General features: G+C 46.9%; 15 protein-coding genes and 1 riboswitch. Of the genes, 3 read left to right on the forward strand and 12 right to left on the reverse strand.

From position 1 onward, the window contains the following. Positions 1–92: 92 nt before the first annotated feature. Complete coding sequence (locus tag ACU1JV_RS06735; RefSeq protein ID WP_413985787.1) at positions 93–857, forward strand: MBL fold metallo-hydrolase; 765 nt, start codon at positions 93–95, stop codon at positions 855–857. Positions 858–929: 72 nt separating this feature from the next. Continuing rightward, the gene (locus ACU1JV_RS06740) at positions 930–2018 is read left to right on the forward strand and encodes a M24 family metallopeptidase (RefSeq protein WP_413985786.1); all 1089 of its coding nucleotides are present in this window, start codon (positions 930–932) and stop codon (positions 2016–2018) included. A 26-nt stretch (positions 2019–2044) separates the two neighbouring features. On the opposite strand, the gene ACU1JV_RS06745 is transcribed toward ACU1JV_RS06740, so the two are convergent. The 5 genes from ACU1JV_RS06745 to ACU1JV_RS06765 form a co-directional block, all read right to left on the reverse strand. Beyond that, positions 2045–2743: a queuosine precursor transporter gene (locus ACU1JV_RS06745; protein ID WP_016820648.1), complete on the reverse strand. Its 699-nt coding sequence runs from the start codon at positions 2741–2743 to the stop codon at positions 2045–2047. Between the two features lie 247 nt (positions 2744–2990). Then, the gene (locus ACU1JV_RS06750) at positions 2991–4388 is read right to left on the reverse strand and encodes an L-cystine transporter (RefSeq protein WP_013370000.1); all 1398 of its coding nucleotides are present in this window, start codon (positions 4386–4388) and stop codon (positions 2991–2993) included. A 244-nt stretch (positions 4389–4632) separates the two neighbouring features. Continuing rightward, positions 4633–6534: a beta-glucoside-specific PTS transporter subunit IIABC gene (locus tag ACU1JV_RS06755; RefSeq protein WP_413985785.1), complete on the reverse strand. Its 1902-nt coding sequence runs from the start codon at positions 6532–6534 to the stop codon at positions 4633–4635. Positions 6535–6700: 166 nt separating this feature from the next. Beyond that, the gene (gene licT, locus ACU1JV_RS06760; protein WP_013369998.1) at positions 6701–7534 is read right to left on the reverse strand and encodes a BglG family transcription antiterminator LicT; all 834 of its coding nucleotides are present in this window, start codon (positions 7532–7534) and stop codon (positions 6701–6703) included. Positions 7535–7745: 211 nt separating this feature from the next. Further along, entirely contained in the window at positions 7746–8978 is a 1233-nt protein-coding gene (locus ACU1JV_RS06765; protein ID WP_413985784.1) for a PTS transporter subunit EIIC, read from the reverse strand. A 498-nt stretch (positions 8979–9476) separates the two neighbouring features. Here ACU1JV_RS06765 and ACU1JV_RS06770 point away from each other — a divergent pair, with 498 nt between their 5' ends. Continuing rightward, complete coding sequence (locus ACU1JV_RS06770; RefSeq protein WP_413985783.1) at positions 9477–11180, forward strand: methyl-accepting chemotaxis protein; 1704 nt, start codon at positions 9477–9479, stop codon at positions 11178–11180. A gap of 100 nt (positions 11181–11280) precedes the next feature. On the opposite strand, the gene ACU1JV_RS06775 is transcribed toward ACU1JV_RS06770, so the two are convergent. The 7 genes from ACU1JV_RS06775 to ACU1JV_RS06805 are packed head-to-tail and all read right to left on the reverse strand — an operon-like array spanning position 11281 to position 18358. Continuing rightward, positions 11281–12900: a cobyric acid synthase gene (locus tag ACU1JV_RS06775; protein WP_413985782.1), complete on the reverse strand. Its 1620-nt coding sequence runs from the start codon at positions 12898–12900 to the stop codon at positions 11281–11283. Between the two features lie 38 nt (positions 12901–12938). Continuing rightward, positions 12939–13808: an adenosylcobinamide-GDP ribazoletransferase gene (gene cobS / locus ACU1JV_RS06780; protein WP_137078105.1), complete on the reverse strand. Its 870-nt coding sequence runs from the start codon at positions 13806–13808 to the stop codon at positions 12939–12941. Beyond that, the gene (cobU, locus tag ACU1JV_RS06785; RefSeq protein ID WP_413985781.1) at positions 13805–14365 is read right to left on the reverse strand and encodes a bifunctional adenosylcobinamide kinase/adenosylcobinamide-phosphate guanylyltransferase; all 561 of its coding nucleotides are present in this window, start codon (positions 14363–14365) and stop codon (positions 13805–13807) included. The genes cobS and cobU overlap by 4 nt, the downstream gene beginning before the upstream one ends. After that, positions 14362–15432 carry a nicotinate-nucleotide--dimethylbenzimidazole phosphoribosyltransferase gene (cobT, locus tag ACU1JV_RS06790; RefSeq protein ID WP_413985780.1) on the reverse strand — a complete coding sequence of 357 codons (1071 nt, stop codon included), beginning with the start codon at positions 15430–15432 and terminating at the stop codon, positions 14362–14364. The genes cobU and cobT overlap by 4 nt, the downstream gene beginning before the upstream one ends. Before the next feature lie 42 nt (positions 15433–15474). Continuing rightward, the gene (locus ACU1JV_RS06795; protein ID WP_413985779.1) at positions 15475–16311 is read right to left on the reverse strand and encodes an ABC transporter ATP-binding protein; all 837 of its coding nucleotides are present in this window, start codon (positions 16309–16311) and stop codon (positions 15475–15477) included. Next, on the reverse strand, positions 16308–17354 hold the full coding sequence (locus tag ACU1JV_RS06800; RefSeq protein WP_025677807.1) for a FecCD family ABC transporter permease: 1047 nt from the start codon (positions 17352–17354) through the stop codon (positions 16308–16310). Before ACU1JV_RS06800 ends, ACU1JV_RS06795 begins: the two co-directional genes overlap by 4 nt. Next, entirely contained in the window at positions 17351–18358 is a 1008-nt protein-coding gene (locus ACU1JV_RS06805) for an ABC transporter substrate-binding protein (RefSeq protein WP_040101844.1), read from the reverse strand. Before ACU1JV_RS06805 ends, ACU1JV_RS06800 begins: the two co-directional genes overlap by 4 nt. A gap of 208 nt (positions 18359–18566) precedes the next feature. Next, positions 18567–18781, reverse strand: a riboswitch (cobalamin riboswitch). Between the last annotated feature and the right edge of the window lie 65 nt (positions 18782–18846).

Here is an 18846-nt window from a genome sequence, read left to right on the forward strand (position 1 = left end):
TGTTTTGCGGATTAACCCCAAAGGGTCTTATAATAGAGCTTGAACATAAGCCAACGCTACATTAACCGATTTAACGACATGAGACGGGAGGTATGCTTCGGAGACAAAGGAATCCGAAACAGCTTAATATGAATATTGGAACTCAAATTTTGATTTTGGAAGTGTCTATGGGACCTTATTTTGGTAATTCGATCATTCATCCTGTACTGCTCAAGGACGAGGATGGACTTACATTGATAGACTCGGGCATGCTCGGCCAATTGGAGCCTCTGCGCAAGGCTATTTCAGATGTGGGTGAGGATATAAGCCGTCTGAAAAGAATTATTATAACGCATCAGGATATTGACCATATCGGAAATGTTCAAGCACTGCTTGACTTGCTACCGAACACTGCCCTGCTGGCCCATAAGGATGACATTCCATATATGACAGGAGAACGACCATTTATAAAGCTGACGCCGGAACGCATCAATCTGATGGAGCCTGCACTCAAGCAACAAGCAGAGGATATGATTCGCCACCTGCCAGATTTGCGCTTTGCTCATATTCTTGAGGACGGTGAACATCTGCCTTATGGTGGAGGCATACAGATTATTCATACACCCGGTCACACGCCCGGACATATCAGCTTGTATGTGCCTGCACAGAAGCTGCTGTTGGCAGCAGATGAACTGCGTGTAGTCGAAGGTGAGCTAGTCGGTCCCGCTGAGTCAGCTACGCCGGATATGCCGTTGGCTCTGAAGAGTCTCGATAAACTGACTGTATTGGATGTGGATAAGGTACTCTGCTACCATGGTGGTTACTATGATCAGAATGTACAGGCACGTCTGCAAGCATTAAGTCAGTCAAGAGAATAAGCTATATAAAGATATAAATTATGATGTAATAAGAGCTATAATGAATAAATGGACAGAAAGGAATGAGACTCTATGAATGATAAAATTACCAGATTGTATGATGAACTGAAGTCACAAGCTTGGGATGGCCTGCTTGTGACCGATCCCAAACATATTTACTACCTGACGGGCTTTGCCAGTGATCCAAATGAGCGGTTTCTAGGGCTCGTGCTGCTTCGTGACCAAGAACCTGAACTGATTGTACCAGCCCTGGATGCAGAAGCCGCTCAAGCTGCTTCTTCGGTGACGCGTATATCCACCCACACCGATACGGACAATCCATATGATCTGTTACGCCAACGCACAGGTACCGGAGTGAAAGCATTCGCACTAGAAAAGGAACACGTCTCCGTCCTCCGTTACGAACAACTACATACTGCCATTGGCGCTGATCAATATGTGGACCTGGGTCCGGTTCTTCAAGAAATGCGCGTGAGAAAAACTCCTGAGGAAGTACAACGTTTGAAACATGCAGCTCGTTTGGTGGAAGATGCTCTTCGTCACGGCCTAACCCATGTTCGCGAAGGGGTGACAGAAGTCGAGCTGGTAGCCGAAATTGAATACCAGATGAAAAAACTCGGTGCAGATGGTCCATCCTTTGACACGACAGTGTTGTCTGGACTCAAAACGGCCTTGCCTCATGGTGTTCCGGGGACCCGCAAGCTGCAACACGGCGATCTACTCATGTTTGATATGGGCGTATATTCCGACGGTTATGCTTCGGATATTACACGCACTTTTGCCTTTGGCAAGCTGTCGACTGAGCTGGAAACGATATATAATACGGTTCTCCGCTCAAACGAAGCCGGAATTGCTGCCATTCGCCCGGGAGTTTCCTGCGCATCCGTAGACCAGGCAGCTCGAGCCGTTGTTGAAGCCGCTGGATATGGCCCTGCTTTTAACCATCGGGTTGGACATGGTCTTGGTATGAGTGTTCATGAATATCCATCTGTACACGGAGGCAATAACGATCTGCTTCATGAAGGGTTTGTGTTCACGATCGAACCCGGCATCTACGTTCCAGGTCTTGGGGGCGTGCGGATTGAAGATGACGTTCTGGTCACCTCTGAGGGTGTTGAAGTGCTGACCTCATTTCCGAAGGAACTGACCGTGCTGGGGTAAAAAAAGAGGGGCAACCCCAAGCCAAATCATGGCTTGAGGGTTTGCCCCTCCTCTTCTATCAAACGGAAATTGCGTGCGATGTACAAAATCGGTGTGCCCGCCGCAGTCAGTACAAATTTTAAGATGTAAGTGGTGAACAGCAATTCGATCCATATCCCCCACGCATAGCCGTAAAAGGCAATACTACAGAAAATGAGGGTGTCTATAAACGAGCTGATCATCGTGCTGCCATTGCCGCGAATCCAGAGCTGATGACGCTCCGGGAAAAACTTACGAATCCAGGCATATAGACGCACGTCCAGCAATTGACTGACCGCATAGGCTGTCAAGCTGGCAAGCGCAAGCCTTGGCAACAATCCGAAGAGCTGTTGCATCGGTGTCTGGGCAAAATCCGTTGCAGTAGGCTCAAATAACAGCACCATCTGCATCGTGATCGTCGTCATAATCAGAGTGAAAAAGCCGAACCACACAGCTTTTCGCGCCTCTTTAGGCCCATATTTTTCATTTAGTAAGTCGCTGGCCATATACATAGAAACATACATTGTATTTCCCAATGTCGTGGTAATGCCGAGCAGATCAATGGTTTTGGTTACCTGAATGTTGGCTAATACAGTAGCAACGCCAATCCAGGCGTACAGCCCCTTTTTACCAAACAACCGATAACATAACAAAAAGAACATAAAATTGACGAGGACAAATGCTGCCCCCCATAACAGATTAAACATGAAATCCTCCTAGTTTTGATAGCGCGGGATGGTTGCGAACCGCGGTTCATCCGAACAAGCCGGAAAAACATTATTTTAATGTATCATAGATTAGGATTTGTGAACAGCTATAATTTACACGGTCATAAGCCCAATATAAAGAGCCGACCCTAAGGTCGGCTCTTTATATTGGGGTGCTCATTGCACGTATACATATGCTATAAATGCGATATGAGACTGCAGTGTACACCATTCGTCTATCTTTTACTTAAGAGTGTGCCGCTACATCCAGATCCGTGCCATGGTTGTTGAACACGTCTTGATCGTTCTCCTTGAGTACTTTGCCAGAGATAAGGCCTGCGGTAATAGAATCATTAACATTCAACGCGGTACGGCCCATATCAATTAACGGTTCAACCGAAATGAGCAATCCTGCCAAGGCCACGGGAAGGTTCAGGGTAGAGAGCACGATCAGGGAAGCGAAAGTAGCACCCCCGCCTACACCTGCCACGCCGAACGAGCTGACCGTAACAACCAGAATAAGCGTGAGGATAAAATCCCAGCTTGTAGGATCTATGCCCACTGTTGGAGCAATCATGACCGCCAGCATGGCCGGATAAATACCCGCACAGCCGTTTTGCCCAATGGTTGCTCCCAGGGTTGCGGACAGATTCGCGATGCCGTCGGAAACACCAAGCTTTTTCGTTTGTGTTTCAACATTTAATGGAATAGTCGCTGCACTGGAACGAGACGTAAAAGCAAAAACCAGTGTAGGCAATACCTTTTTCACATATGTCACTGGATTATAGCCGAACAAGGCCAGCAAAATAAGATGAATAACGAACATGACCAATAAAGCCACATAAGAAGCGAGTACAAACTTGATCAGCTTCAAGATTTCATCCGGATTTGTCGTAGCTACAACTTTCGTGATCAGTGCTAAAATACCGTAAGGCGTCAATCTCAGCACCAGCGTTACAATCCGCATCACTACAGCGTACACTGCGTCGATCACTTTGCGGAAGGTTTGCGCCTGCTCTGGTTTTTTACGATCCAATCCGAGTACTGCCACCCCGATAAAGGCTGAGAAAATAACCACCGCCAACGTCGATGTACGGCGTGCCCCTGTCATATCTTCAAAAGGGTTCGAAGGAATAAATTCCAACACCTGCTGCGGAATAGTCATATCCTGGACTGTTCCCAGTCGTTCTTCCATCTTCAGGCCTTGCGCTTGCTCCTTTTCACCACTTTGAATCTCGATTGCTTTTAGATCAAAAGACAGGCTGGTTACAATACTTACAGAAGCAGCAATCGCCGTTGTAATCAGTAGTACTGCAATAATGGACACGCTTATTTTGCCAAGGTTCTGTCTTCCCTTCAAGTTCATTATAGCCGAAATAATCGACACCATGATCAGTGGAATAACAACCATTTGCAGCAAACGGACATAACCATTACCTGCAAGGTTGAACCAATCGACCGATTTGGTAATGACCTCTGAGCCGGCCCCATAAGCGTACTGAAGAATAGCCCCGTAGATCAGTCCGAAGCCGAGTCCGGTAAATACTCTTTTTGTAAAAGAGATGCGCTTTTTCTGCATCCAGACCAATACGCCGAGCAGTGCAAGCAGCACGATGACATTCAAAATAATAAAGAAGGTATCCATATATCATTTCCTCCAAACTTAAACGTAAGATGTTTTATAAAAAAGCGACCCTTCAATCCGAAGATTACTATATCACAAAGCCAACTATTTTTGTAGGTTTTATTGAAATAAAAATAATAAAGATGCTTCAGCTTTAGACTTTATGTAAACGCCAAACAGCAAGCCTTCTTAAAATGAAGGCTTGCTGTTTGTTATTCTGAACACAACGATTTGTATTCAGCTTATGCATAGATTTTTTCAACGGTTAGACGATCACTGTGTATAGCAGTTCTTGTTCCTTAACCACTTTATGCTGATTTCCAGCGAGCTCCAACTCGCTAAACTGGTCTACATTCGTAACAATAACAGGCGTAATCGTTTCGTAACCAGCCTTGCGGATTTCCACCAGGTCAAACTCCAGTATAAGATCGCCTACCTTCACGCGATCTCCTGCTTTAAGATGAGGCGTAAAATGAAGTCCTTTTAGTTTAACGGTGTCCATCCCTACGTGAATGAGCATTTCAAGTCCTGAATCACTCACCAAGCCTACAGCATGTCCGCTTTTGGAAATAGAGAACACTGTGCCGTCAACTGGGGAAACAACCCGACCTTCGGAGGGTTCAATAGCCCATCCTCTACCCATAATTTCTTGAGAAAATGCAGGATCATTAACTTTACTGAGCGGTTTAACTTCACCCATAATTGGGCTGAATACCGGGATTGTCTCGCCTTTCGGAAGTGAGCTCACCGCAGATTGTGCTACTTCCTCAGTAGAAATGTCTCCGGCAGCATCTGCTGTTTGTAGTGCCTCTTCGTTCTTTTCATCTGTAAAACCGATCACATAGGTAACAATCGTAGCAACCACAAATGCAATAATGAGACCAAGAATTGCATACAAGAAAGTCGGTCCAATAAACATAGCCAGACCAGGCAAACCAACGAGTCCCCCAACGACGTACGCTTTTGTGCCAAACAAACTCATGAAGCCCCCGCCGACAGCTCCGCCGATCAACGCTGCCGTAAACGGTTTTTTAAACCGCATATTAACCCCATACATTGCAGGCTCGGTTACACCCATAATAGCTGTCAAGCTCGTGGAGAAGGCCACTGTTTTGACTTTGGCATTTTTGGATTTCAAGAATACGCCGAGTGTAGCACCAGCCTGAGCCAAGTTAGCTGCTCCCATAATTGGAATCATGTAGTCATAACCCAGCGTTGCAATCGATCCGATCATAATCGGAACCAACGCGTAGTGCATACCAGTCATAATGATCAGGGAGAAGGTACCGCCTAGCAGCAGACCTGCAAGTGCACCTGTATTTTCAAACAACCAAGAGATACCACCAGACAGGCCGTTACCAATAATAGAGCCGAGCGGCCCTACAGCAACCAAAGTCAAAGGTACAATAATCAATAAAGTCAGTGTTGGGACAACAAGCAACTTCAGTGATGCATGAGTATACTTATCAATGAATTTTTCAACATAGGACGCCAGCCAGATCGCGATAACAATTGGAATAACGGTCGAGGAATACGTGGCCGCTGTCACCGGAAGGCCAATAAAGCTAACCTTCACATTCGAAGCCAGTAATGCTGTAATGTCTGGATGTAAAATAGAAGCACCAATCGCCGCACCAATAAACATATTACTGCCGAGTTTTCTAGCAGCACTGACAGCCAGAATAATAGGCAGGAAGTAGAACGCACCATCACCTATTGCCGCTAAAATCGTATAGGTTTGACTCTTGTCAGACATCCAGTGCATAGCTACCAATAGGGCAATGATCCCTTTGATCATACCTGCACCGGTGATCGCCGGCAAAATAGGTGTAAACATACCCGCAATAAAGTCGAACAGTTGGCTGATCGGGTTTTGTTTTTTCTTGGATGCAGTGCTTGCGCCTGTTTCACTTTGCGGTGCCTTGGACATGTTGCTCACCAACGATTTATATACATTAGCTACATCATTACCGATAATCACCTGAAACTGGCCGCCACTCTCCATGACTCCCATGACACCATCCGTTTTTTGCAACTGCTCTTTTTGAGCTTTCTTGTCATCATGAAGATTGAAACGCAAGCGCGTCATACAGTGAATGACCTGCTCTACATTTTCTTCTCCACCGACCAATGTAAGTATCTCTTTGGATAATTGATTTCGATCCATGGGGTGTTCCTCTTTTCATTTTAAGGTATAAAGTGTGAAAATTAGGAATAAAAAAAACCTGAATACAGAAAGCAGACAGCTTTATAAAAGCCAATCTTCTTTCAGCATTCAGGTTTTGCCTTCTGGTTTAGAAGTAGCAATCCTAAATCCCTGATCATCTATAAAATCATTGATTTTTAATGATGCGTTCGATATGAATGGTGAGATACAGCATCTCATCCTGGGACAAGCTTCGACCATAGATCTTAGTCGTATAATCTCTTATTTTTTCCGCACAAGCATAAGCGTCCTTATATTGTACCTTAACCATATCATGAAGGGAATTATCTGTATTTTGTACAGGAGTTCCATTCATAACCCGTTGGGCAAAAAATTTGAGATGTGTAATAAAGCGGTAATAGCTTAATGACTCTTCATCCAGCTCCATTACAAAAAAGCGACTTACAATGTTTATGATATCCTTGACGATATTAGTCAGGGTTATCGTTTCACGCATTTCACTGTTAAGCTGTGCATTCACCAAATGTAAGGCAATAAACGCCCCTTCATCATCTGGAAGTGTAACCCCCAGCTTGTCCTGAATCATGTGTAATGCTTTGGTTCCAATCGCGAATTCTTTGCGGTACATTCGTTTGATTTCCCAGTAAAGTGCATTCTTGATGTCCATACCCAAACGATAACGCTCTATGGCAAAATGGATATGATCTGTCAGCGAAATATAGATGCTGTCATGCAACTCTACACCAAGTATCGTTTTGGCATATTGGATGATTTCATCAGAAATTTCAACATACTCAATAGGGATATCAGACATCAGGGTCATCAATTTACGGGAAACCTCGGTACTTTCAAGCTTGAAAATTTTCTCGATTTTCCCCTCTTCAATCTCATCGCCTGTGTTTTTTTTAAAAGCAATTCCTCTTCCCATAATGACTAATTCTTTCTGCTGTTCATCAATGACCGTTACGACGTTATTATTCAGCACCTTTGCTATCTTCATTCCATCACCTTAAGCCGCTTGGAGTAGTAAAAAAAAGGCAACACCAAAACTGACACAAAGTGCCTGTTTATGGTTTTGCCCGATATGCTCAGTAACAATCCATGATTGTGCAGTTTTGAATAACTGTCATCATAGTATCATATAAACAACTGAGCTGACAAGATTTTTTTGTAAACACTTTCATGATGTAATTATGTGCTGTCGCTGCATCTTAATTGTTAGAGCTCTTTTCCACATTTAAATCGGAGGAAGCACTGATGCGGGATGCGGATGCAATTTTTGATCGCTCCTCTTTCTCGTCCACAAAGCCCATAAAATACGTAATTACGCCAGCCGTAACGAACGAAATCAGCATGCTCAAAATGGCGTAAACAAATGTAGCGTCGGAAAACAGTGGTAAGCTAAGCAAGCCAGATAAGGCTGTAAAAGCAGTCAATTTCACTTCAAACAGACACATACACGCCCCGCCAACAGCCCCGCCGACCAGTCCCGCGATAAGCGGTTTTTTGAAGCGCACATTAACGCCGTATAATGCCGGTTCAATGATTCCAAACATAGCCAATATGCCTGTGGAAGCAGCTAGTGTTTTGACTTTGGCATTTTTGGATTTAACACATACACCAAAGGCCGCGCCTGCCTGAGCCATAACTGCTGCCCCAACAACAGGAGTAATAGAATCATAGCCATTCGTAGCTATGGATTCTATTATGTTCATCGACATCATATATTGCATGCCCGTAAAATGGAGCACAGGTATCGTCCCGCCAAACAGCAGACCCGCAAATACTTCCGCATCGTCAAACAGTGAAGCAAGACCATCTGACAAGTTATGAGCCAGGGTCGTCCACAGCGGACCAAAAACAAACAGTAATAAAGGCACAATAATGATAAGCGTCAATGTCGGAACGACCAATAGTTGAATAGAATAGCGGTCGAACCTACTCAATCCCTTTTCAATCTTTGATGCAAGCCAGACAACAATAAGGATCAGTATAAAAGAAGCAACATACTGTGGCTCCACCACGGGTAAATCGTCTGAGTTCATTTTTAGGCTGGATTGCAGCAGTTCTATAATGCCAGGATGAAATGAGCAGGCCGCAATTGCCGCCGCAATAAATAAATTGCTACCAAGCTTTCTTGCCGCATTTACCGCTATCATAACGGGCAAAAAATAATAAACGACCCCACCAATGTACCCTAAAACAGTGGAAACTTGAGTATCAGAAAAAAAATCTAAGAACAATAAAACAGGCGCAATCACCTGAATGATTCCTCCACCAATTAGCAATGGCAAGCACGGAGTGAATACACCTGAGATAAAATCAAACAGGCGGCTGAACGGATTCCCTCCTCTATTCGCTTTATCTTTGTCTCTAGTCGGTTCCTGTTTATCTTCTCCTTCTACCTCCGAGTTTATTTCCTTAGAAAGTAATTCACGATCCATAACTGCCTTTACCCCTTTTATATGTATATTGAAGACCACATTCGAACGTATTAAAGCTAGCTTAGAAGAAGCTTGTAAAAAGTGGCATTCCTTATACTACTTATATTCCTTCTTTTTTACAATAGTTATAAAAGCACAGGTAAAGCCTTTTAATTTCTTACTCCTGATAATTTACATCAAACTTACATCTAAACACCTAAGACCATAGTTATATATTTTTTGTTTGTTTTTGGGCAAATATGACTATTCAACCGTCTGTTAATTATGTAAAATAGGTCTAACCTACTTTTTAGTAAATCATGGATTACTTCCCTTTCTCATTCTTGTCCCTTGAATACAGCTGAAATATACATAGAATCCGAACATTTTCAGTCTTTTCTTCAAGCAAAGAAAGGAAACAAGTAGATCATGGCTGTCTAGTATCTCATTGGACAAGCGGCCTACATCAAGCAGGGCAATCCGTCTGTTTTATTACCATCATGTGAGAGGAGAATTTTCATGAAGCTTTTTAATCGTTCCCTAGGCGCAAAATTGCGGATTATGTTTTTGCTGATTCAACTCTTTGCGTCCCTTTTGTTCAGCATCAGTTTCTATGCAGTAGCCATGAGTATTATTAATAGCAGTGTCATGCCTCAAGTAGATCAATTGCTAGAAACTGGAGCAAAAAATGTGTACCAGGATCTCAATATCTCCTTAGCTGTTCAGGCTGGGCAAGGAAGTGGTTCTGATTCGGGCTCTGCTATGCAGATGGAAGCTTATCTTCAGGACAAGGTCGACACCCTCAAATTAGAATCGGCATATATTGCGGTGCTGAAGGATGATGGTAAGGCCGAAGTTGTCGCACGAAACGTAAAATCAGCATATAAGGTCAAGGATACTCTCGTTCCTGTCGAGGATATTAAAGAAGCAAAACAAGGCGAGATGAATATCAGTGGCATTTACAGCGACTCGCACGGAGTACACAAAACCGCCTTCTTTGCCATATCAGGCAGTAATCTGATTCTTGGCGTGAACGAAGATGTTGGATTCGTACAGGAAAAATCCCAACAAATTCTATGGATTTGCATAGGTATTACACTGACAACACTTATACTGGGCGGAGTTATTTCTACCCTTGTCATACGTAAAGTTGTACAGCCCATTGCCGAATTGGTTCGTCATAGCGAAAAAATTGCCCAAGGTGATCTTTCACAAGACACGAAGGTTCATGGAGTTAATGAAATCGCTCAACTTGCCCGCAGCTTCCAATCTATGTCTCATAACTTGAAAGAAATGATTGGCCATGTGCTTACTACATCAGGTGCAGTTGTTAAAGGGTCGGACGAGCTGCTTCGTCGGACTGAGGCTATGAGTGTAAAAGTGCAGGACTCTACAGCTGCCGCTGAAGAAGTAGCCAAGGGCAGCAACAGCATCGCTTCTGCTGCTGCTGAAAATGCGCAGGCTATGGAGGAGATTGCTCAAGGTGTTCAGCATATCGCTTCCTCTGCCAATGATGTATCTGATCAAATCAGTGAAGCGACGAAAGAAACGGTTAACGGTAATACGCTTGCTCAAAAAGCTGTAGCTCAAATGTCACAGGTAGGACATGCCGCTGATGAGTCGCTTCGATACATACATAGTATGAATGAACGCTCAGAAGCTATTGGTAGCATCGTTTCTGCAATTTTCGATATTACAAAGCAGATTCAAATGTTGTCCCTGAATGCCTCCATTGAGGCTGCCCGTGCGGGCGAGCATGGACGGGGCTTCGCTGTAGTTGCCGGGGAAGTTCGCAAGCTCGCAGAGCAATCCAAAGAAGCAACACAGGAAATTTCGGACTACTTGGTTACCATTCAGGAAGTATCGCAGCAATCTGTGGACTCTGTGACCCAGGTTAGCCGTGAGATTCACTCGGGAACAGAAATGGTTCAGCAGGCGAGTTTCGCTTTTAACCAGCTAAGTGAGCTCATGCAAAAGATCAACGCTACGATTCAAACCGTATCCGCAGCAACAGAGCAAGTATCCGCCAGCTCGGAGGAAGTATCTGCTTCCGTGGAAGAAACAGCTCTCATTGCTGCCAATGCACAGCATATGATTCAGGAGATCGGTTTAAATGCCGACGAGCAACTGAATGAAATGGAAAGCCACAGTGAGGTTGTTCGTCAATTAAGCCAACAAGCAACTGAGCTGCAAAAGGCGGTCCAAAAATTTAAAATTAAGTAAGCTGAGCTGCTAAAAAAGGTATCTCTCAGTCACAAAAATGACTGTAGAGATACCTCTTTATTTTTTAAAAGCGAATTTAAAGGATCTTCCATGAAGAAGTTTATGAATCCATCCCCAGAATGCGATAAACTTGCTTCATATCTAAATGAGCGCGTACCACCTCTGCGACACGGTCAAACTCTTGTTCCTTGGCTTCACGTACAGTAAAAGTGCTATCTAAAGCTGCCAAGCCCTTGGCTTGTCGCAATCCATCCAACCAGGACCGGCGAAAACGGTCATTATCAAACACACCATGCAAGTAGGTTCCCCATACCTTACCGTCAATCGTGCCCCAACCTTCCTCAAAGGCGGCCCCTTCCCCACGCTGAATCTGGAATAATGTTTTCATATTCGTTGAGTCTGGAGTCCTGTCTATAGATACATGTGGTTCCGTGACATACTCCGTAACACCCATATGTATTTCATAACCTTCAATGATTGGCTTGGCGGCAGAACCTGAATCAGGTGCAGCGCTTAGCAAAAGCGGGCAATGATTAGACAGGGTTCCTTGAACACGCACGGTTTGCTTTTCCTTTAAGAAGGTCGTGGATAGAGCTAGCCATCCTAATCCATCTGCCTGCTGCGGCAACCCAGATTCGACGGCATCGGGGTCAAATAGCGCTGTGCCCAGCATCTGATAGCCCCCACAAATACCAACCAGTTGCGTGCGTCCCGTCTTCATAGCCTCTCGAATGTCTTCCTCCAGCCCTCTTTCACGCAATTCCAGCAGGTCTCCGATGGTGTCTTTGGTTCCCGGTAAGATAATAGCGTCCGGTACGCCCAATTGTCCGGCCTCTGTGACATAACGTACGCTCACGTCAGGCTCTGCAGCCAGAGCATCCGTGTCCGTAAAATTGGAAATACGCGGATATCGTATCACCGCAATATCTAATTCTTTATCTTTTGCTGACCGCTTAGGCTTCTTGTCCAGTACGACCGAATCCTCTGCTTCAATACGAATGTCCGGTAAAAAGGGCAATACACCGATTACAGGAATACCTGTCCGTTCTTCCAGCCAGTCTAATCCCGGTTGAAGCAGGGACAAATCGCCTCTGAATTTGTTAATGATAAATCCACGGATACGCTGTACTTCATGGGGTTCCAGCAATTCGATAGTCCCTACCAGAGAGGCAAAGACACCGCCCCGGTCGATATCCGAAACCAGCAATACTGGAGCATCCGCCCAGCCTGCAAGGTTCATATTTACAATATCGCGGTCCTTTAAATTAATCTCTGCCGGGCTGCCCGCCCCTTCCATAAGCACAATATCATAGGTATCACGCAGCCGATTCAGCGCATCCATAACGGTATGCTTGGCTTGTGGCAAAAAATCCTTTCGGTAATCAGAGGCGCTCATATAGGCATAAGGTACACCGTGTACAACAATTTGTGAGTGCATGTCCTTGACCGGCTTAATCAGAATTGGATTCATATCGGTCGTCGCCTCAATACCACAGGCTTCGGCCTGCACACCCTGAGCACGTCCAATTTCCTTGCCGTCCTCAGTAACATAAGAGTTTAACGCCATATTTTGTGACTTAAACGGTGCGGGACGATAGCCGTCCTGCAGAAAGATCCGGCACAGCGCAGTCGTTACTACGCTTTTGCCCACATCCGACGCTGTTCCTTGAAGCATCAATATAGCTGCCGGGTTCGTGCAGGACGGTTCGAAAGTTGACAATTGCCTCTTCCCCTTTAACGAATTCATTTCAAATTGGGTCACAACCCGTACAAAATGACAATAAACAGCAACAAAACCGTCTCCAGCAATTCGTTCAAAGCTCCGTATATATCCCCCGTAAGTCCCCCAAGGCGACGGTTAATACGGTTTGCAACAAAGGTTCCAGCTCCGTAGGCCAAAAGCGGAAGCAATGCAAATCCTAGCCAGATTGGAAAAGACCCAGAATACGAAAGATGCATCTGTAAGTATGCCCCTGCTAACGATAGGCCCCCTGCTTCCTCTGTTACTGTAGCTAAACCTGTAAAGATATATTGCCCTGCAGCAGCGCATAGCGTCACTAATACTGCCCAGAATACGGCCAGTCCGACACGTTTACCGTTCATATCAGCAAAACGCGCCGCCAGCCCATCATCGTTACGGGCTTTAGGCCAGCGCCTCATCGCATGTACCATAAACCAACGGCTCCAAACCATCGGAAGTATCAGCAAGCCGGACGCATTTCGCTCAACCAGCACGGTATACAACAAAGAAGCCTTGAGCATGAGTAGCAGCACACAAGCAATAACACCCATTGCTCCTACACGGCTATCCTTCATAATTTCCAGCATCCGTTCACGGGACCTGTAGCTAAACAAGGCATCAGCCGCATCCATCCACCCGTCCAGATGCAGTCCGCCCGTCAACCACACCCAGACAGCAAGGGTAAGAATCGCACATGGCACTGGTGGCAGCACCATAGCCGTAAGCGCCGCAAAGCTCCAAACGATAATGGCAATAACCAAACCAACCAGCGGATAATAGCTTGTACTGCGTTTCAGCAACTCCGGGGAAAAATCCAGCTCCGCCTTGACCGGTAGACGGGATAAAAATTGAAAAGCCGCAGCAACAGCCTGACGTTCACTGCTCATAGCTTATATTCCAACTGTTTAAGTTCTACGGGGATACCCGCCGTTACTAAAAAAACTTCATCACAAAGACGGGCAATCCGCTGATTCATAATCCCGCTCAAATCCCGATACAGCCTTCCAAGCGGATATTCTGGTACAATACCGTCACCGACCTCATTGGTTACGATGACAAGCGATCCCGGATACTGTTCCACAGCTGTTGCCAGTTCATCCATGGCGGCTCTGGCGACAGTTTCACCGTCCTCGCCTGCGGCCAGCAGTACGTTCGACAGCCACAGGGTCAGGCAGTCGACCAGCACCATAGACGCAGGCTGCGACGCTTGAGCGTTGCCAAGTTGACGCAGCAGCTCCGGCAGCGCCTGCGCTTCCTCCAGCGTCTGCCAGTCATACCCGGCAGAATCGCGCTGGAGCCGATGAAGAGCGATGCGCTCCTTCATCTCCACGTCATAGGCTTGGGCCGTTGCAATGTAGCAGGCGCGCGGCGCGCGCGCCATGCATAATCGCTCGGCAAAGCCGCTTTTTCCGCTGCGTGCCCCGCCGGTCACGAGCGCCTTCATCGCTGCGCGGCTCCCTGACCGTCCGATACGCCTGCATCGGCAAAGGTCGCCATTTCGCGCATAATGCGGCACGCCGCATCAATCAGGTGCAAGCTCAGCGCACCGCCCGTGCCCTCCCCGAGCCGCATGTCCAGATGGAGCATGGGCTCCAGCTTGAGCTGGCGAAGCACCGCTGAATGTCCGCGCTCGTCCGAGGCGTGCGAAGCAAGCACGTACGCCGCGCTTGCAGGCGCAAGCGCGCGTGCAGCAAGGGCAGCCGCGCCGGAAATAAAGCCGTCCAGCACCACTGGACAGCGATGTGCGGCTGCGCCGAGGATGACGCCTGCCAGGGCGGCAATCTCCAGACCGCCAACCTTGGTCAGCACGTCCAGCGCGTCATTGGCATCCGGCTGATTCACATCCAATGCGCGGCAGACAACGGCTATTTTACGGGTAAGACCCACCGAATCTACACCCGTCCCCCGGCCTACGATAACTTCCGGCTCAAGCCCGGTGAGCGCACATACAACAGCAGCACTGGCTGTCGTATTTCCAATGCCCAGCTCTCCAGTAACGAATAGCCGTGTACCACCTTTAACCGCTTCTGCTACAGCTTCAGCTCCGGCCAAAACTGCTTGTTCCGCTTCCGTACGCAGCATGGCTGGCCCTTTAGCCATATTCGAAGTGCCCATGCGCACCTTACGATTCACCAAATCCGGGTGAGAAACATCCGCATTCACGCCAACATCTACTACCTGGACATCAGCGCCCGCATGACGTGCCAGCACATTAATTGCTGCGCCGCCTGACAGCATGTTATACAGCATTTGCTGCGTAACCTCAGCTGGAAAGGCGCTAACTCCCTCTTCACACACACCATGATCCGCAGCCATGACCATCACCGTTTTACGATCAAATTCAGGCTTGTCCACACCAGTAATTCCTGCTAACTGGATGGCCAAACTCTCCAGCTTTCCAAGACTTCCAGGTGGCTTCGTTAATTGGTCCAAATGTGCTGAAGCTGCCGAAGCCGCCACTCCATCCGGCTGGGCAATGCTATCGATCAGCTGACGCAGCTTGTCGTTCATATCTTCCACTCCCTGCTCTTTTTTTAGTATGTTCCCATTCTCCTATTGGTCTGCTGTAGACGCAGCGCTTCTGCGCAGCAAGAGCTGCGGCACACCGCTATCGGGATGCGGAAGCATCACAGGCTCAACACCATATACACGACGAATCCGGTCCTCTGTTAGCAAATCCGATGAAGTACCCAATCCTTCAACCATTCCATCCTTAAGTACAAGCAAATTATCGCAAAACTGTGCCGCCAAATTAAGATCATGCAGGACAGCAATGATTGTCACGCCCGTTTCTTGGCGCCATTCTGCCAGCAACTCCATAAATTCAAGCTGATAGCGCAAATCCAGATAGGTCGTAGGTTCGTCCAGCAGCAATACCTGTGGCTCCTGTACCATCACCTTTGCTAATGCTACACGCTGTCGCTGTCCCCCACTCAAGCGGTCCAATGTTCTGTCGGCCAGTGAAGTTAGACTCAATCGCGCTAGGACCCGATCCGTAATCGCCTCCACATCAACTCCCTTTTCCCTGCCTAGCCAGTCCTGATGAGGAAACCGTCCCATTTCTATAACTTCTCTGACGGTGTATCTCACTGGAGGAATTCCCTCCTGCTGGAGTACGGCTACAAGTTGGGAAAGCTCTTTTCTGCTGTAGCTACCGACCTTTTTACCATAGATATGAACACTTCCAGAAGTGGGCTGATCTACGCCAGAAAGCAGATGCAGCAACGTCGATTTTCCACTCCCATTCGGACCAATGATCCCCCACCAAGCTCCTTCGTCTACGTTCCAGCTAATATTCTTCAACACATGGAACTTTCCATAAGCACGGGTCAGGCCTGCTACCTCTAGCGCCCGATCATACACCTTCTGTAATTCACTTTGTTTGGTCACAACAGATCCCCCCTGCGTAGCTTCTTGTTCCGGTACAGGAGATACGCGAAGAATGGTGCCCCAACAAAGGCCGTCATAACGCCCAGAGGAATTTCCATTGGGGCCAACAACGTGCGAGCCGCCGTATCTGCCCAAGCCATAAAAATAGCTCCACCCAGTGCAGATAACGGAACAATCATCCGGTAATCGGGACCTGCCATCAGACGAATGATATGAGGCACAACAAGTCCAACAAAGCCAATGACTCCACATACCGAGACAGCGGCAGCTGTCAGCAAGGTAGATATGATCAGGACAGATAGCTTCGTCGCATCTACATGAACCCCCATATGAGCCGCTTGACGTTCTCCCAAAGCCAGAATATTCAGCACCCGTGCCCGGTTCCATAGAAACACCAGCCCAACGATCACGTAAGGTAAAAGAATTCCCGTATATGACCAACCTCGCAGACTGAGACTTCCCATCGTCCAGTACAATATTTCATTGACTGTTTCCTTCGACATGGCTGCCAGAAAAGAAACAATGGCTCCCCCAAAAAATTGCATCACCACACCTGATAAAATGAGGCTTTGGGTCGGAATTTTCCCACCTTCACGCGCCAACGTCAACACCATCCACAGCGTCAGCATGCCGGTTATAAATGCAACTAGCGGAAGCGTCCATATACCCACAAATGAAAATTGAAGCCCCCAATAAATCAGTACTGCTGCTCCGACCGAAGCTCCCGAGGATACCCCAAGGGTATACGGATCAGCCAAGGGATTACGCAACACACCCTGAAATCCGGCTCCCGCCAGCGCCAGCGCTGCTCCAACCAACATTCCCAGTAACACCCGTGGCAATCTGACCTTCAAAATGATCTGCTCTGAGGATGTATTCCAATCCGGTGTAAACGTATCACCTAACCACGGTAGGTGGTTGATCAAAATACCTGTGATTTGGCTGACCGGAAGACTGACCGAGCCGATGCCAAGACAGAGTAGCAGCGTCAGCAGCAGCAAGACAAGACCTGTCACCCCAAAACCGATCAGTCTACGGTTCATTTGAAAATTTCAGGGTACACGCCCTTAGCCACTTCCTTGAGCCCTTCCGTTACGCGTGGCCCCGGACGACTGATCAAATTATCATCCACGGCAAATACACGATGGTTACGAACAGCCGATATTTGATCCCATCCACTACGAGCTTTAATGATATCGCCGAGGGTCTGGCCTGTTTTGTCGTCCTTCACACTTTTGCTGTACAAAATCACGTCAGGGTTTGCAGCTATAATATTTTCCTCACTGATTTGGTACCACCCCTTCTGCGTAGCACCTACATTTTCACCACCTGCTAATGTAATCAGCTCGTCCATAAACTCGCCTTTACCCACTGTCCAGCCTGGTGAAAACTCGACGTATACCCGCAGCTTCTGCCCTTTGCCGATATTTTTAACTCCTTCTTTCACTTCTGCTACATCTGCTCTCATCTTGTCAGTCACCGCTCTCGCTTCTTTCTGATGATCGGTGATTTTCCCATACAATTCGATGTTAGCTATGACATCTTCAACTGTTTTCGGTTCTGTTTTAAAAATCATAATTCCCATGTCACGCAGCTTAGTCGTAGCCTGTTCACTAAGTGAAATCCCTGCAAAAACAACTTCCGGGTTCGCAGCAATGATCGCCTCTTCGTTCGGTTTCATAATACCGCCCATTTTAGGCTTTTTCGTAGCTGCCTCCGGGTAATCAGAGTAGTCGGATACACCAACAATTTCCTTATCCAGTCCGATAGCGAACAGCGCCTCGGTTTCTGCCGGGGAGACGGAAACGATCTTATCCGGTGCTTTTTTAAATGTAAATTCCTGTCCTGTTGCATCCTTAAGCGTTAGCGGGTAAACCGTTTTGCCCGGAGGCACTTGTGCGGTTACGGTCTGTCCCGGCTGCTGTGAAGAAGCTTGGCCCTCTTTATTTTCTGCATTTTTTCCATTTGCGCCACATGCACTCAGCCCAACTGCCAATATCAGCGCCAATAGACCTGTAGTCCATACCTTTATTTTTTTTCCTGCCATGATTTGCACCCCTTCATACATAAATCGTTAAGAGCGTTACTTGAACTTCATCCGATATTTTCTCATTCCAGCCTTCTTTTCCTATCAAAAACCCCCGCATCCTCATATCAGGACACAGGGGTCACGTTAGCACAGATCGTGCGCAGGCGGGCAGCTTCTTTCCGCATGGACAGTCACTGCGAACACGTCATCCTTTCCTCGAAGGATTATGGTGACAGGCGGACGGGCAGGTATCCTGACTTATGGAAAATGCATGTCCTGATATTCTTTCATATGCTTGGCGGCACATAAAACAGGGCTAATGAGCATGTTTCCATTTACAGTGGCGGGACCGCGTCGGACTCACACCGACTTCCCTTTTAACAACGCAATAAAGGAAAGCAAGTTCCTCACATGGCGCCGACCTCGTCTGCTGGATATTTGATGTAGTGGTAGTCAAGCCGTTCTTTTACTTGATGATTATAGGTTAAAAAGAGTTAGCTTACAAC

This window comes from Paenibacillus sp. T2-29 (assembly GCF_052921365.1).

Bases quoted from the DNA above. Each gene is read 5' to 3' on its own strand.
- cobS (WP_137078105.1), bottom strand. From the start codon at position 13,808: ATGAGCAGTGAACGTCAGGCTGTTGCTGCGGCTTTTCAATTTTTATCC.
- cobU (WP_413985781.1), bottom strand. From the start codon at position 14,365: ATGAAGGCGCTCGTGACCGGCGGGGCACGCAGCGGAAAAAGCGGCTTT.
- cobT (WP_413985780.1), bottom strand. From the start codon at position 15,432: ATGAACGACAAGCTGCGTCAGCTGATCGATAGCATTGCCCAGCCGGAT.
- ACU1JV_RS06755 (WP_413985785.1), bottom strand. From the start codon at position 6,534: ATGGATCGAAATCAATTATCCAAAGAGATACTTACATTGGTCGGTGGA.
- ACU1JV_RS06735 (WP_413985787.1), top strand. From the start codon at position 93: ATGCTTCGGAGACAAAGGAATCCGAAACAGCTTAATATGAATATTGGA.
- ACU1JV_RS06770 (WP_413985783.1), top strand. From the start codon at position 9,477: ATGAAGCTTTTTAATCGTTCCCTAGGCGCAAAATTGCGGATTATGTTT.
- ACU1JV_RS06750 (WP_013370000.1), bottom strand. From the start codon at position 4,388: ATGGATACCTTCTTTATTATTTTGAATGTCATCGTGCTGCTTGCACTG.
- ACU1JV_RS06765 (WP_413985784.1), bottom strand. From the start codon at position 8,978: ATGGATCGTGAATTACTTTCTAAGGAAATAAACTCGGAGGTAGAAGGA.
- ACU1JV_RS06805 (WP_040101844.1), bottom strand. From the start codon at position 18,358: ATGGCAGGAAAAAAAATAAAGGTATGGACTACAGGTCTATTGGCGCTG.
- licT (WP_013369998.1), bottom strand. From the start codon at position 7,534: ATGAAGATAGCAAAGGTGCTGAATAATAACGTCGTAACGGTCATTGAT.
- ACU1JV_RS06740 (WP_413985786.1), top strand. From the start codon at position 930: ATGAATGATAAAATTACCAGATTGTATGATGAACTGAAGTCACAAGCT.
- ACU1JV_RS06745 (WP_016820648.1), bottom strand. From the start codon at position 2,743: ATGTTTAATCTGTTATGGGGGGCAGCATTTGTCCTCGTCAATTTTATG.
- ACU1JV_RS06800 (WP_025677807.1), bottom strand. From the start codon at position 17,354: ATGAACCGTAGACTGATCGGTTTTGGGGTGACAGGTCTTGTCTTGCTG.